Source organism: Chelatococcus asaccharovorans, assembly GCF_003201475.1.
In the GTDB taxonomy this organism is placed as follows: domain Bacteria; phylum Pseudomonadota; class Alphaproteobacteria; order Rhizobiales; family Beijerinckiaceae; genus Chelatococcus; species Chelatococcus asaccharovorans.
In genome coordinates this window covers 1-15,282 of sequence record NZ_QJJK01000023.1, presented here as the reverse complement: position 1 = coordinate 15,282, position 15,282 = coordinate 1, and the positions used below count along the sequence as shown (strand labels likewise).

At 63.0% G+C, this 15,282-nt stretch carries 10 protein-coding genes; 7 read left to right on the top strand and 3 right to left on the bottom strand.

Annotation, left to right across the window (positions count from 1 at the left end; all coding sequences use genetic code 11):
- Window position 1: 1 nt before the first annotated feature.
- Window positions 2–943: an ABC transporter permease gene (locus tag C7450_RS32170; protein ID WP_110378504.1), complete on the bottom strand. Its 942-nt coding sequence runs from the start codon at window positions 941–943 to the stop codon at window positions 2–4.
- 186 nt (window positions 944–1,129) lie between these two features.
- Here C7450_RS32170 and C7450_RS32165 point away from each other — a divergent pair, with 186 nt between their 5' ends.
- The 3 genes from C7450_RS32165 to C7450_RS32155 all read left to right on the top strand — a co-directional run bounded on the left by C7450_RS32165 (window position 1,130) and on the right by C7450_RS32155 (window position 4,749).
- A complete protein-coding gene (locus C7450_RS32165; RefSeq protein WP_110378503.1) occupies window positions 1,130–2,260 on the top strand; it encodes a LacI family DNA-binding transcriptional regulator in 1,131 nt (376 codons plus the stop codon).
- Entirely contained in the window at window positions 2,250–3,659 is a 1,410-nt protein-coding gene (locus C7450_RS32160) for an amidase (RefSeq protein ID WP_170147553.1), read from the top strand. Before C7450_RS32165 ends, C7450_RS32160 begins: the two co-directional genes overlap by 11 nt.
- 589 nt (window positions 3,660–4,248) lie before the next feature.
- Window positions 4,249–4,749: a hypothetical protein gene (locus C7450_RS32155; protein WP_146227617.1), complete on the top strand. Its 501-nt coding sequence runs from the start codon at window positions 4,249–4,251 to the stop codon at window positions 4,747–4,749.
- Window positions 4,750–4,879: 130 nt separating this feature from the next.
- Here the strand turns inward: C7450_RS32155 and C7450_RS32150 are convergent, their stop codons facing one another.
- Window positions 4,880–6,328, bottom strand: coding sequence for a hypothetical protein (locus tag C7450_RS32150; protein WP_146227616.1), 1,449 nt, complete (start codon window positions 6,326–6,328; stop codon window positions 4,880–4,882).
- A gap of 193 nt (window positions 6,329–6,521) precedes the next feature.
- On the bottom strand, window positions 6,522–6,821 hold the full coding sequence (locus C7450_RS32145) for a helix-turn-helix domain-containing protein (RefSeq protein WP_110378499.1): 300 nt from the start codon (window positions 6,819–6,821) through the stop codon (window positions 6,522–6,524).
- Window positions 6,822–7,313: 492 nt separating this feature from the next.
- On the opposite strand from C7450_RS32145, the gene C7450_RS32140 reads away from it, so the two are divergent.
- The 4 genes from C7450_RS32140 to C7450_RS34240 all read left to right on the top strand — a co-directional run bounded on the left by C7450_RS32140 (window position 7,314) and on the right by C7450_RS34240 (window position 15,008).
- Complete coding sequence (locus tag C7450_RS32140; RefSeq protein WP_110378498.1) at window positions 7,314–10,418, top strand: DUF4214 domain-containing protein; 3,105 nt, start codon at window positions 7,314–7,316, stop codon at window positions 10,416–10,418.
- Between the two features lie 74 nt (window positions 10,419–10,492).
- Window positions 10,493–11,281, top strand: coding sequence for a SapC family protein (locus C7450_RS32135; protein ID WP_110378497.1), 789 nt, complete (start codon window positions 10,493–10,495; stop codon window positions 11,279–11,281).
- 330 nt (window positions 11,282–11,611) lie between these two features.
- The gene (locus tag C7450_RS32130; RefSeq protein ID WP_110378496.1) at window positions 11,612–13,135 is read left to right on the top strand and encodes a methyltransferase regulatory domain-containing protein; all 1,524 of its coding nucleotides are present in this window, start codon (window positions 11,612–11,614) and stop codon (window positions 13,133–13,135) included.
- A gap of 223 nt (window positions 13,136–13,358) precedes the next feature.
- Window positions 13,359–15,008, top strand: a complete 1,650-nt coding sequence (locus C7450_RS34240) for a hypothetical protein (protein ID WP_110378495.1) — start codon at window positions 13,359–13,361, stop codon at window positions 15,006–15,008.
- Window positions 15,009–15,282: the final 274 nt, after the last annotated feature.

The following is a 15,282-nucleotide window of genomic DNA, read 5'->3' as shown; positions in this document are numbered from 1 at the left end:
CTCAATACCGCACGCGCGGGTCGATCAGCCCGTAGCTGAGATCGACCAGGAGATTGATGAACACGTAGATTGTCGAGAACAACAGGATCAGTCCCTGCACCACGGGGTAGTCGCGACGCAGGATCGCGTCTGTGGTCAGCCGCCCGAGACCGGGAATATTGAAGACCGTTTCCGTGACGACGACGCCACCGAGCAGGGCCGCCATGCCGACACCAACCACGGTCACGATGGGAACGGCGGCATTGCGCAGCGCATGCGCGATCACGATGACCCGCGGCCGCACCCCTTTGGCGTTGGCGGTGCGGATATAGTCCTCGGACAGAACCTCGAGCAGGCTGGCGCGCGTCACCCGTGCGATCAGCGAGGTATAGAGCAGCGCAAGCGTCAGGCCGGGCAGGAACAGGCTGCGCAGGCACGGCCAGAGCCCTGCCGACAGCGGCGTATAGCCCTGCGTCGGGAACCAGCCGAGCGAGAGCGAGAAGACATAGACCAGGAAGAAGCCGACCACGAACACCGGCGCGGAAAAGCCGAGCACCGCCACGGCCATCGCCAGCCGATCGATCGCGCCGCCGGCGCGCACGGCGGCGATGACGCCCATGGGCAGGGCAAAGACGAGCGACATGACGATGGCGACGAGCGCCAGCATGGCCGTCGCCTCCGCGCGCTGCCCGATCAGCCGCGTCACCGGCATGTTTGAGAAGACGGACCGGCCGAGATCGCCCGACGCAAGCTGCCCGGCCCAGCCGACAAGCTGCTCCACCACGGGCCGGTCGAGGCCAAGCTTCAGGCGCATCGCCTCGACCTCGGCCGTGGTGGCCTGATCGCCGGCAAGCAGCGCCGCCGGATCGCCGGGCGTCAGCCGCAGCAGACAGAAGGTAAAGAGCGCGACGAAGAGGAATACAGGCAACGTGCCGACCAGCCGCCGCACGACATAGCGCCCCATCTACCCCGCTCCCTGCAGCATCAGCACGCGACTGGGCACAGCGCCCTCCCCTTTTGTAACGTTTCGCATAACGTTCTCACAGCGTCGCACCTCCGGGCAAGCGAAATTTTAGGCCAATTTTTCTGTTTTATTCTCGCATCAGTCGTGAGATGAAGACGGTCGTTGTAAAACGTTTTTTGGATCGAAATGGCGACCATTCGCGATGTCGCGCGCCTGGCCGGGGTGTCCGTCACCACCGTGTCCAACGCCTTGAACCGTCCAGGCCGCGTAAGCGCAGAACTCAGTGCGCGGGTTCATGCGGCGGTCGAGAAGCTCGGCTATTCGCCCCATGCCGCGGCCCGCAGCCTGCGCATGCGCACCAGCGGCCTCATCGGCATGGTCGTCGCTGACATCACGAATCCCTTCTTCAGCGAGTTGTTCGAAGCGGTCGAGAATGCCGCCGCCAAGGCCGGGTTCTCGATGGTCCTGTGCAACTCCGGCGAGGCCTTCACACGGGAAGAGCGGCATATGCAGATGCTGCGCGCCCAGCGGATCGACGGCCTCATCCTGGCCCCGACGGGGGCGATCACCATCAACCGGGCTGCCATTCTTGCGGATCTCGCTGTGCCGGTGGCCCTTGTCGATCGCGGCATGGTCGAACTCGGCTATGATGCCGTGGTTCTCGACAATCACCGCGCCGGCGCCCTCGCGACCTCGCATCTCATCGAGGCCGGCCATCGTCGCATCGGCCTCATCAACGGGCCGGAGGTGCTGCGCACCGCGGCCGATCGTCTGCAGGGCTACCGGGAGACGCTGCTTGCCGCCGGCATCGCTTTGGACCCATCCCTGGTCTGCGATGCAGGCTATCGCGAGAACGAGGCCTACACGGCTGCGCTGGCGATGCTGCGGCGGGATGATGCTCCCACCGCGATCTTTGCGACCAATAATGTCATGACCATCGGCGTGATGCGCGCCCTCGCCGATCTCGGCCTTGCCTGCCCGACCGACGTATCCGTCGTCGGCATCGACGACTTCCCTTGGGCGGGCGCCTTCACGCCGCGCCTGACGACCGTGGCTCAGCCGGTCGCCGCCATGGGCAAGCAGGTCCTCAACCTCCTGATCGAGCGGATCCAGGGCGTGCGGACCGGCCCCGGCGAGACCCGCGTTCTCGCCCCCAGCCTCGTCGTGCGCGAATCAACCGCCAGACCCCATCGCCGCCAGGAGGCCCGCCCCCTTCGCGGCGTCCCGGGTGCTGGCGATAAGCGCGCTGGCAATCCGGATCCTGCCGAGCCAGTCCAATCGACCAACGCCATACCGGATGAGAACCATGTCGGATGAACTGATCGGCGCCAGCGCGAACCACGTCGTTGCCCTGCTGCGGTCGGGCGAGACAACCGCGCTCGAACTCGTCGAGGCGGCGGCCAGACGCATCGCCGCTATCGAGCCCAGCGTGAATGCGCTGCCCACCTTGTGCCTCGAGCGCGGCCGCGAGCAGGCGGCAGCCGTCGACCTGCGCCGCAAGCGGGGCGAGCCGCTTCCGCTGCTTGCCGGGCTGCCGATCGTCGTGAAGGACAACAACGACGTCGGCGGGGTGCGCACCACAAGCGGCACCCCGCTCTTTCGCGACCGGATCGCCGAGACGTCGGACCGCACCATCGCCCTTTTGGAAAGCCGCGGCGCGATCCCGATCGCCAAGTCCAACCTGTCGGAGCTCGGCGGCGCCCAGACCACCAACGCCGTCTTCGGCGCAACACGCAATCCCTACGACCTCCGGCTGACCTGCGGCGGTTCCTCGGGTGGCGCGGCCGTGGCCCTCGCGACGGGCGAAGCCTGGCTGGCGCATGGCAACGATCTCGGCGGCAGCCTGCGTATTCCTGCCGCATTCTGCAACGTCACCGGCCTCAGGCCGACGCCCGGACGCGTGCCCCGCAAGCGCCTGGCTGCGCCGTTCGATACCCTCGCGGTGGAAGGCCCGATGGCGCGCGACATCGCGGACCTCGCGCTCCTCTTCGATGCCATGGCTGGCTATGATCCGGGCGACATGCTCACCGCCCCCTCATCGGAGCCGCCCTTCCTCGACGCCGCGCGCGCGCCAACCAGGCCACGCCGGGTGGCGGTCAGCGTCGACCTCGGCCAACTTCCCATCGAGGGGCCCATACGCACCGCTTTCGATGCCTTCGTCGCGACCCTCGCGCGCGGCGGCGTTGCGACCGAAGTGGCGGCGCCGGACATCACGGGCGCGCTCGATGCGTTCCTGGCGCTGCGCGGGGCGAGCTTCCTGGCAGCCTGGGAGCCCTTCCTTCCGGCGCATCGCGCGCTCTTCCCGGCGGGCGTTCTGCAGGATATCGAACGCGGGGCAACTCAGGCCGGCCCAGCGCTCGCCGCAGCCGAACACTATCGCGCCGATTTCTACCGCCGCACGATCGACCTGCTGGACCGCCATGAATTCCTGATCTGTCCGGCGACCCAGGCCATGCCCTTCCCCATCGAGACGCTCTCGCCGGCATCGGTCGACGGCGTGAAGATGGAGACCTACCTCGACTGGATCGCCATCACCGCGATCCTGTCGATGACGGCCTGCCCCGCGATCGCCTTGCCCATCGGCTTTTCTCCCGATGGGCTCCCCATCGGCATTCAGATCCTGGCGCACCCACGCCGGGAGGCGGCACTCATCGCCTTCGGCGCCTGGATCGAGCAGGCGCTTGGCTTGCCGACGCACCCCATCGACCCACGCTGATATCTATGGGCTCGGCGTATTCCGGCGAGGTCAACGCCTTCCCGCCCGATGAACGCGCCGCGACCATCCCAGGTCTGTTCGCAGACAACCGCATAGTCCGGGACCATCAAAGGCTTTGCAGCGATTCGTTGCGACCCTCTGTCATCAGGTCTTTGCGACGCTCACTGGCGCACTCAGCCTTGATACGCGGCCCAGGAGACCAGAAACCGCTTCGCAAAATGAATCAAGTCCACGGACCATCTCACTGTTTTTCAACTTTATTTTCCCGAGGCGGGGCCTATTCCTTCTCCGCGCTTACGACAGAAAGCGGTTCCTCTGTTTCACGCGAGCAAAAGATCTTTTAAACTCGGCATGCCTGCAGCTTCACATCGATCGGTCAGCGAGTGTCCCGAATGCGAAATTCGTATCATGTCCGGGACGCGTCTTTCGAATTTCGGATTCGATCTGGACACTAGAAAGCTCATGATTCTCGTGTGGTTTTCGGATTTGAAATTCGTTCATCGCCCTCGATCCGTGCTGTGACGAATTTCAAATCCACCACACGAGAAGCGACGAAGAGTGAGACGACATGCCTAAGGGTGCTCGCCGCTTGAATCAGTTGAACAGCCGATCGGCTTCATCCTGTCCGCTTCCAGGAAGATGGCGGGCGTTCAGCCTTTTGGCCTTGGCCGGCACGCTTGCCTGTTCGGCGCCCCTATCAGCCGCGTTTGCGGAGACGGTGCTCTATCGGACCCTGCGCGTACAAACCGGCAAGCCTAACCGCGTCGCCGTCTATCTAAGCCTCAAGCCCGATTGCAGCCGCGGCCCGCTCGCCGAAATCCGTGTCAAGAAGTTGCCCGGGCATGGTACCCTTGTGGTCCGTCGCGGATCTTCGAAACGCTCCAGTGGGCCCTGCGCCGCAATTCCGGCTCCGGCGCAGGCCATTTTTTATCAGTCCCGCGACGGCTTCAGCGGCCAGGATCAGATCGAATACGAAGTGGTTTTAGGCAACACGGTCGAGCGCTATGCCGTCTCGATCGTGGTGGAGAAAACAGCCCCGCCGACACAGAGGATGCCGGATCGCCGGCTTGATGACAGCATCGATATCTGAGGTCTTTTCCGCGCCGCTTCAGCGGGTCGGACAAGCGCCGGAGCGATGAACAGGCCTCCGCAAAAAAGCCCGCGCCAGCCATGGCCCGGGCCTCGCGTTCTTGGTGATTGGATGCATCCGGCGCGCCGGCTCAGGCGGCGATGGCGAGTTCCTGCGGTAAAACACCAATCAGGCTCAGCGTCGAACCGTCATCAAACGTCCAGGTCACGAAGCTCAGAGCATCGCCCATGTGGACGTCCGGCGTCAGATCGTACAGGACGATATCTTTTCCCGACAGGGCCAGCTCAAAATCGGCGTTCTTCTCCTTGAAGGTCGCCATGACGCCCTTGTAGCCGTCATCGCTATCATGAAACGCATGCAGCGGGCGATTGTCGCCGAATAGCGCCTCGATCTTCGCAGCCAAGGCGCTCGTCTGCTCCTTGCCGGGCTGATCGGGCTGAACCGTCGCGATGGCTTCCGGATGAAGCGTATCGGAAACCAGAGTCACGGTGGTGTCATTGCTCATCAAGGAGGCGAGCAACCCGTCATCGACCTTCATAATTTCTTTTGTGTCAACGGACGCCAGCACGCTGCTCTCAACGTATCGAACCGCTTCGACGACGGGCAAGGAAGCGTGCTCGGATGGAGCCTGCGCGAGAACCACCGTCACCACTTCGGCGCTGTCCGACTTGTGCTCCGGTGTCGCCGTGCGCTCACGCTCGGCTATGAGCTCCGGGGAAGCCTCTGCTGAGTTGGAGGAGCCGCTATGGGCCGACTCCTGGCGATAGGTGCTGAGATCCTCAACCACCGCCACGGCGCCCGGCAAATCCACGTCCGACGCGCCGGCCTTGTCTGCGGATTGCCCCCCGTTCATGAGGCTCGTCAGAAGGCTGATCAAGGAGAGCTTGTCTCCGAACAGTGCCGCCAACTGGTCCAGATGCCCGTCGTCCAGCGGCAGCAGGCTGACATGCCCCTTGTCGGCCGCGGATGCATCAGACGTCACGTCCACCAGATTCGCAAACTCGATCAGGTCGCTTGCCAGCTTGGGCGCCACCGCGACCTGTGTGCCGTCGCTGTCCTGGTCCAACCAGTCCGACGCGCGGCTCAGCCACTGCGTCCAATCGCCATTGAAGTCATGGGTCACGGCAAAGGTCATGGCGGCCAGGACCACGGCCACATGGCGACGGTCGAGCTGGATGACCGACTGCTTCACATCACCGTCGGACTTGATCCAGACTTCCCGCGAAGCGGCGCTTTCGCCACCCTTGCCATCCGCCTCGCCCGCCTGCGCATCCACTTCCGACAGCTTGAAGAATGCCGTCGCGACAAGCGCGACCAGCAACGAGCTCGGATGGAGCCGAATGTTGTCGCGCGCCTTCGGCATGACCAGCGGATGCCGCGATAAAAGCGCCTCGACGACCGAGCGAAAGTCCCTTCCCCGCAGCACGCCGTCAAAGGCGCCGCTGGCGGCCACATAAGCACCGTCGATACGGGCGAAGTGAATAATCACCTCACCGCTGTCGGAATTGCAGAAGACGAACCAAGGCTCGTTCTCGTCCGTGATCCCGCGGTCCGTATCGATCAGGAGCCCCGCCTGCACAAGCGATGCCTCCACCCGATAGAACTCCGCGAGCTCCTGGTTGCTCCAGTCGTTCGATCGCGGACGGAATGAGAAAAGTTGAGCGACGTTGGATGCCATACGGGTCCCGAGGTAAGTGCGCGCCGCGTGTGGGCCCCAACGGGCCCCGGCCAACGGATTGGACTGCACCAGGGCGCCGACGCCCTGAAGCCGATCAGGCGTCTTCGAAGAGGATCTCGTAGGTCGCGGGATCGTAGAACCTCAGGATCTGCCGGACGAACTCCTTCGGGTCCATCTGCAGAGCCTCGGCCCAGGCGCGGTACCGATCCGGCGGGATACGCCCGCGGCCGGTCTCAAGCTGGGAAATGAAGGTATAGTAATCGGTGCCGACGAGCGTAGAGAGATCACGCTGGGAGAGGTTGCACGCCTCGCGCCGCTGCTTCAGCCAACGGCCGGCTGCACGTCGGAGCTCCTGCACATCATTGGCGCTACGCCTTTGTGGATTTCCATACATCAGGATTCTCAAACATCAGCCCAGCAAGTGATCACGGTTGTCGAGAATAAGTGTTTGCCACATCAAGATCAAGAAGATTGACCCAGCCGCGCGCGCTTCATCGACGCAACATCGGCCTGAATCAACCGAGCAGACGTTGAGAACGCGCACACTCGCCAGAAAAGACAACATAACTGACCCAATGGACCCAAGGCAGACCAAGAGCAACACGCCGGCAGGCGTTGCCCATAAGACACAGACCAGGCGCATAACCTCTTGTTCATCAATCCCAGACCGCCTCGCTCCGCCGAAGGGAGATCGATACCTCGGGGTATCACGCTGATTTATCGCGATTTTCCGGCTTCCCCGCCCGACTTCGAGGCCAGGAACGCGCTTAAGCTCTGCATATAAAAGACATTTACAGCAGTATGGTAATCACTGTATAGCCTGTTGCAGGCTGCGCTGGCGATTCCGGTCGCGGTTGGGTTAGCGCCCTGTTCTCAAGAGGTTACCATGACACTTCCTGCTGATATCGTCATTCCGCGCTACGAGGGGATCCTCCGGTCCACCCCTTCGGAAGCGCAGCTTGCGAACTACACCGACTTCGACACGGTTGTGGAGCTGGACAACGCTCTCCTCTCTGCGGCAGTCGTGACCGTCGATCCGGTGGTTCGCCTGTATCAGGCTGTGTTCGGCCGCGTGCCGGATTCCGACGGCCTCGACTTCTGGGTTGCCGCGTTTGACGGCGGCCAAGGCATGTCCCTGCTCGAGCTGTCCAGCGCCTTCGGCGATTCCGGCGAGTTCGAATCGCAGTACGGCGGCCTGACCAACTCCCAGATCGTCGGCCGCATCTACTCGAACGTGCTCGGCCGTCCGGGCGACCAGGCCGGCATCGCCTTCTGGACGGAAGTCCTGAACAACGGCGGCTCGATCGCCGAAGTCATCGTCGGCTTCTCCCAGTCGCCGGAATTCGTCACGTCGACGGAAGCTTATGTAGAGGGCTTCCTGCTCGCCGCGGCTGACGGCGAAGGCATCTACACCGGTTCGCTGTTCGACGTTCTGACGACGACCTACGACCTGACCGTCAATGCCGACCACATCGTCGGCACCGGCAGCAGCGAGATCTTCTCCGCGCCGCTCGCGACGGGTCTCGACGGCCTGTTCGCCACGCAGACGCTCCAGGGCGTTGACGTGCTGGATGGCGGCGACGGCCACGACATCCTCAAGGCCGAGCTCAACGGCTTCACTGGCATCGGTGGTTCTGACGATCCGTCGATCAAGAATATCGAAGAGTTCCAGCTCACCTCGCGCGACAATGATGCCGAACTCGACATGACCCGTGTCGAGGGCGTTGAGGAAATCCGCAACGTCAATTCGACGCGCGACCTGGACGTCTACGAGATCCAGAACTCCGTCGTTCTCGCCATGGACAACGTCTCCGAGAACACGACGTTCTATGCGTCCTATGCCGCTGATGCCCTCGGCAGCGACCACGCCTCGCAGGTTGTTGAGATCAACAGCGTCGGCAAGGATGCGGACAACCGCACCGAGCTGAACGTTCACGCCAATGGCGCTGATGTCATCACCGACCTCGCGCTGACGGTCACCGGCGACAACTACCTGCAGGTCAACTACGGCCTGCACGGCACTGTCGAGCACCTCACCATCGACGGTGACGGCGATCTCAACGTGCGCGGCAACTGGTTCCAGCAGCAGTGGGACAGCCTGAAGACGCTCGACGCGAGCGAGATGACGGGCGACCTCGACATCGACGTGCGTGGCTCGACCACCATCGAGAGCATCGAGACCGGCTCTGGTAACGACCGCGTTGTCGTGAACGGCGCCAACTTCGACGGCGCTGACATCCTCATTGACCTCGGTGCCGGCGACAACCAGTTCGCCCTTGCCAAGGTCTATGACGACGGCGACATCGATGCCCTCGACTTCACCGGCACGACGCTGGAAGGCTTCGACGGCGTTCTCGAGTTCGTCGACAACGTCAGCCTGGGCGGCGACGCGACCCTCGATCTCAGCGGCATCGGCGAGCAGGTCACGACGCTCGACTTCGTCGACATCGACGGTAACGGCAACGAGCTGATGCTCGCCGGCACGGCGGACGCCCTGACCGTGGACGTCGAGTTCGAAATCAACGACCTTGAGCTCCACGCCGGCTCGGTGGCCGATCTCACGGTGGTTGCGGGCGATCGGATCGATCTCGATCAGGTCACGGGTTCTGAGCTCAAGAGCCTGAACCTGGCGACGACGGAAGACAACAGCGACATCTGGCTCGACATCGACGCCGCAGTCGATCCGTTGGACAGCACTCGTAATGTCGCTGCGCTCGAGACCATCAATGTCGATGCGACGGCTGGCGTTAACTCGGATGCCTCGGTCGAAATCGACGCTTCCGGCGCTACCGACGACATCGACTCGCTGAAGACCATCGATGTCCGCGCAAGCGGCAATGCCGAGCTCAACCTGACCGGGCGCGCGGGCGTGGTCGAGGTCCTCGGCGTGCACCAGGTCGAGCAGTTCACGATGAGCGTGACCGGTGCTGGCGGAAACTTCCCGCTGTTCAATCCGTCGACGGCTGCGGGCGAAGTCACCTTCGCGAGCGGCAGCTTGGATGCGGGCGTGGTACTGACGGACTACTCGTCGACGCTCGGCTGGCCATTCAACCAGAACGGTAACGTTCTGCATGACGTCGAAGCAGCTTCGGATATCGCCGCCGACCTTGATGCTCTTGCGGAACTGAATGCTTCGTCTTCCGGCAACGTCGTGACGGTCGAATGGGCTGACTTCGGGCCGCAGACAGGCCTCACGGTGTTCGCACCCGGTACGGGTGCGACCTCGGGCAGCCTCGTGGACCCGGTCGTGTCCATCGTGACGCCTGGCGTTACGCCGGTGTCCATGGAGCCGGGCTCTGGCTTCGATGCGCTCGAGACGGTGACGCTCGTCGCAGGCGCTGATGCAGATGCCAATCTTGAGGACGTCTACGGCGACTTCGTTCTCGACGTGTCGGCTGGCAACAATGCCAATGTTGACCTGTTCAACACCGAAGCCGTTTCCGCGACGATCTCGGCGGGTAATAGCGCCGTGGTCGATGTCTCCGGTGACACCATCGGCAACTGGAGCCTGGAGACTCTGACGGTTTCCGCTGGCAATAGCGCCACCGTGGACCTGTCCGACAATCTCGCCAGCTTCACGACGCTCGATGTGTCGCAGGTGGGCACGAACCTCACGGGTCTGACGACCCTTACCGTCGATGCCTCGGACGCTCTCTACGGCGCGACCGCGGTCACTTACGTCCTCGGTGCGACCGACACCATCACCTTCGACGCAGAGGCCGCTGGTGCAACCCGCGAAATCTTCACGTTCGACGGCGCTGGCATCGACCTCATCACCATCAACGACTTCGAAGGCGGCAACACGGTCGACTCCGACCGTATCGACCTGTCTGCCTTCGGTGTCACCAGCGCGGGCGAACTGTCGTTCGTCGACAACGGCGGCAATCTGGAGATCACCTCGATCACCGGTGCTTTCGCTGGCGAGATCACCCTCGTCGGTCTCGGTGCCGATGCGAACGACGTGTCGCAGTTCAACATCATTTACGCCTGAGCCTTACCGGCTTATACAGCGTGAGACGGGGACGGGGGGCGATCACGCCCCCCGTTCTGCTTTGGGAGAGAGCCATGTTCAAGACGCAGATTCCCCTGACATTCGCGCAGCACCGCGATCTGCGGGTCTTTGAAAGCAATGACTACAGCTACGCCAAAGCTGAAACGCTGGCACCGCTCGTCCTCGACGAGTTGGGCGACATTGCGCGCGAATATCCCATCATCTTTCCCGACAACCAGAGTGACCTGCCGTCCGCCCTGCTCGGGCTCGAGCCCGGCAAGAACGCCTATGTGGCCGACGACGGCCGCTGGCTGGCGACCTATATTCCGTCTTCCATCCGCCGCTATCCCTTCCTGTTTGGAAGCGTCGAGCAGCCGGAAGGCGAACAAAAGCGCATGCTCGTCTTTTTCGACCCGGATGCGCCGCATCTCAAGAATCCGAGCGGCCATCCAGTCTTCACGCCGGAGGGTGAACTGACGCCCCATATGCAGCGGCGCATGCAATTCCTGGAGAACCTCCAGAAGAAAATTCCCAAGACCCGCGCCGCGGTCGTCGCCCTCGCCGCGAGCGGCGTCCTCGCCGAGCGCAGTATCGTCATCCGCAAGTCCGATGGTCAGCGCCATCAGATCAAGGGACTGCGCGTCGTTGACGAGAAGAAGTTCAATGAGCTGACCGACGCCGATTTCAACGCTTTGCGCCGATCGGGCGCCCTTACCCTGCTTTATGCACATCTCCTGTCATGGGCGAATTTCCGCCAGGGTCCCATCGGCGGCAAATATCCGGATCTGGCCGCCAAGGCCGGCGGCAACAACGCACCCTTCCAGTTCGAGAGTGATGTCCTCGACCTTTCGCACCTGAGTTGAGGCACGGCCCTTCTCCTGGAGGACAGGACGAGGCGGCCGGCTCTGTCCCGGCGCCTCTCTCCATAAGTGACGATTCGTTCACGGTACCGGGGTGACTTTACCCCCCCCTCCTCGCAGTCCAGCATTTTTGCGCGCGAACAAGCCCGTCCTGCAGAGGGGCGCGCGAGGCCACCCAAGCCTATGAGTTTTTGCGTTTATTTGTGAGCGAAGGACGTTCGCGACAGGCGGACTTGGCCTGGATGAACAGGCTTTCTCCTGGTCGGATCGCTTGCATTGCCAGCGTCGCTGATCACAATCCCCTCCAAATCAAGGTCCCTAGGGGAGCGGCGCATGACGGAATGGAGCGACGGGTACGTCACGGAAGTTGGCTACACGCACGGCTTCTATCGGGAGCTCGTGCCGCTCAGTCTCCAGCTTGCGGCGCTCAACGCCGGCGTGAAACCGCCGACCGGGCGACTGCGCTACCTCGAGCTCGGCTGCGGCCAGGGGTTGTCGGCCAATATCATAGCCGCGGCCAATCCCGATGTCGCGGTCACCGCGATCGACTTCAATCCCGCGCATATCGTGGGCGCACGGGATCTCGCCCGCCTTGCGCGTAACGAGCGTATCGACCTGCGCGAGGCGAGTTTCGCCGATCTCGCGGCTGATCCCGGCCTCGGCGATTTCGACATCATCGCGCTGCACGGTATCTATAGCTGGGTCTCGTCCGAGAACCGCGCGCTCATTCGTGACATTGCCCGCAGGCGCCTGAAGACCGGCGGCCTGCTCTATGTCTCATACAACGCCCTGCCCGGCTGGGCCGCGGCTGCGCCGCTGCGCCGCCTGTTCACCGAAACGGCAGCCCTCAAGGGCGGCCCATTGTTCGAACGCATCGACGCGAGCCTTGATCTGGCGAAGCGGTTGCAGGCGGTCGAGGCGCGTTATTTTTCGCAGGCCCCCACGGTCGGCGGCCGGCTCGAGGGGCTGGCCAAGCAGCAGAAGGCCTATATCGCGCACGAATATCTCAATGCCGAATGGGCGCCCTTCTACTGTACGGATGTGCGCCGCGACTTCGAGGGCGCCAAGCTGAGCTATGTGGGCCAGGTCCAGCTTTCCGACCAGGTCGACGCCATCAACTTCACCGCGGAGCAGCGAACGCTGCTCGCGGAGATCAAGGATGCGGCCTTCCGTGACCTCGTCGCCGACATGATTCTGAATCGCCCGTTCCGGCGCGATCTGTTCGTGCGCGGGCGCCTCGCCCTCGATCCGGCGCAGCTCTTCGAGGCCTGGGCCGCCCAGCGCTTCGTGCTGGCCACCGCCCCGCAGTCGGTGTCGCGCTCCATCACCACACCGCTCGGCACGGTTGGCTTGCAGGAGGCCATCTATGATCCGCTGATTGAGGCCCTCGCCGAGCGGCCTAAGACGGTTAGGGAGCTCATGAGCGCGCGCGCGCTCGCCACCATCGGCTGGCCACGTCTCAATCAGGCCTTGCTCGTCCTCATTGGCCAGGGAGCGGTGAACCCGGCGCTTCCCCAGGAGGGCGAAGAGGCGCGTGCTGTCGGCACGGCCCATTTCAACGATGCGGTCCTCAATGCCGCCCGACACAACGGCCAACTGTCGTTTCTCGCTTCGCCCGTCACAGGCGGCGCGATCGCCGTCGACCGCATCAGCCAGCTCGCGCTTCTGGCCCGCCGCGAGAAGGCCGAGGCTGTCGTCGACTTCATCTGGTCGGCCTTTGCGGCGCAAGGCCAGCGGCTCCTGAAGGACGGGGAGCCCCTTCAGGACGAGGCCTCCAATCGCGCCGAGATCGAGGCGCGCCTGTCGGCCTTCCACAACACGCTGATGCCGACGCTGGCACGTCTGCGCATCATCTGACCGCTCCGGCTGCATGCGGTGCCATCGGGGACAATGACGGCCGGACGGCAACGGCAGCCGCTACGCATCCGCATATTACTGCCGTGCATTAGTATATCATAGACATCTAACATTCTCGTATTGCCAGTATTTTTGCGCGAAAATGCTATGACGCCGCTAACACATTCGACTAAAAGAAATTTATTGCTGTCTGCAATTTCTATATTTTATCCTTGAGGTTTTCATGAGTGATTTATCAGCGAGTTCGGCGCCCGTTAGCGGCGGGGCAACTGTAATTTCTGGCGCAAAATCCGCCGTTACCAATGAATACGCCATCGAAGTAAAACAATGGCAGCTCTATGAGCAGCTCAAGGTCACTATCGGCGGCCATGTCTTCTCGGCATCGAGCGTCATCGAGGGGTTCCGCCTCGACGCACCAGGCGGGCCGCAATGCAACGGCAAAGCCTCGCTCGATCATTTCGTCGCCTTCAACAAGGCGGCGATCGAGAGCCTCACCGGCGGCACGGTTTTCGTGCGCCCGGCGCAGAGCGGCTCCGGCAATTTCGAGCTCGTCATCCAGGCCAAGACCGGGACGGACCTCCATGGCGGCCAGGTCTCCGCAGCGATCGACCGCGGCAAGAGCCTGCACCTGCCGGCGCATTTCGATGATCAGCCGCAGGACAATCTCGTCACCGTCACGCGGAATGGCGAGGCGGTCGTCGTCCCCACGCCCGCGGTCAATGGCACCGTTCACGCGACCATCGACCTCGACAGCTGGAACGCCCGTGACACGCTGCATGTGAATATCGGCGAGCACGCCTTCACCGGCGGCGCCGGCGCCAACCCGGCCGAATCCCTCGAGCAGTTCGTGGCAACGAACGGCGCGGCGATCAACGCCGTCACCGGCGGCCAGCTCGCCATCGAACATGGGGATCTGGTGATCAAGGGTTCCAGCAGCCTCAAGGGCGGCCTGATTTCCGCATCCATGGAACGCGGCGATCTCCCATCGGCTTTCACGCCCGATGTCGCCCTCAAGGTGACACAGGACAGCGGGGGCTCGACGGCCAGCAACGCCTACGAGGCTCCGGCGCCGAAAAAAACAGCGAGCGAATATCGCATTGAAGTCGGGCCCTGGATGGAGCACCAGCAGTTCCAGCTGACGATCGGCACGCATAGCTATACGTCGTACGGCGTGTTCGGGATCGATACGGCAAAGTCTCTGGCCAAATTCGTCGACATGAATAAGGCGCCGATCGAGGCCCTGACGGGCGGCAAGATCTCGGCCGAGGGCGACACGCTCGTCATTCACAGCGACAAAGGCCTTACGGGCGGCAGCGTCTCCGCGCATATGGACGAATGGAACGGAACGGCGATCGATATCAGCGCGACGGCCTATGTGGAACCGATCGTGCCGGTGAAGCCAGTCGAACCGGTGAAGCCGGTCACACCCGTCGTCCCCGTCAAGCCGGTCGAGCCTGTCCATCCTGTCGATCCGTCCGCCGGCACGAAGACTGATACCGGTCTGAACTTCACCGTGGACAGTGGAGGCTTCAAGGACGGCGATGCCAAGGTCGTTCTGAAGGGGCTTCACCTCGGCACCCAGAATATCGCCGGCCGGGAGGATACCGTCGACCTCAGCTTCACCATCGACCTCGTCGCCAATACCTCGCGCGTCAAGCCGATTGCCGGCGCGTCCCTCGAGCAGGCGGTCAATACTTTGTTCAAGGCGGGCGGCGAGCTGGACGGCAGCCACCACACCGCCGGCCTGTTCGGCTATGGTCAGGATGTCTATCTCGTCGCCGCGCAACAGGCCGGCACGAGCTTCGGTTCCGATGACGTGATCATCAAGGTCACCGGTTATACCGGCGTTGTCGATCATTCAGACTTTGTCTGAGATGTAGGATGCGCGGGGCGCACCCGCTTACCCGGGTCAACAGGCCGCATGTCCCATGGCGTGAAGGTAGCGGAGAATGCTCCGCTGTCCTCACGCCATGCCTCACATCAGCCGCCCTTAATATGCTAACTCGCCCATAAGTTGGGCTGGCGTGATATACAGTGCTTACGAAACCCCGTATGATACGCCTTGTTGGATTGGAGCGTTGATTGATGTCACAAGCGGGACCGACGGGGGGAGGTAAGAAGGCGCCGACGGCGCTGAATGCGGCGAT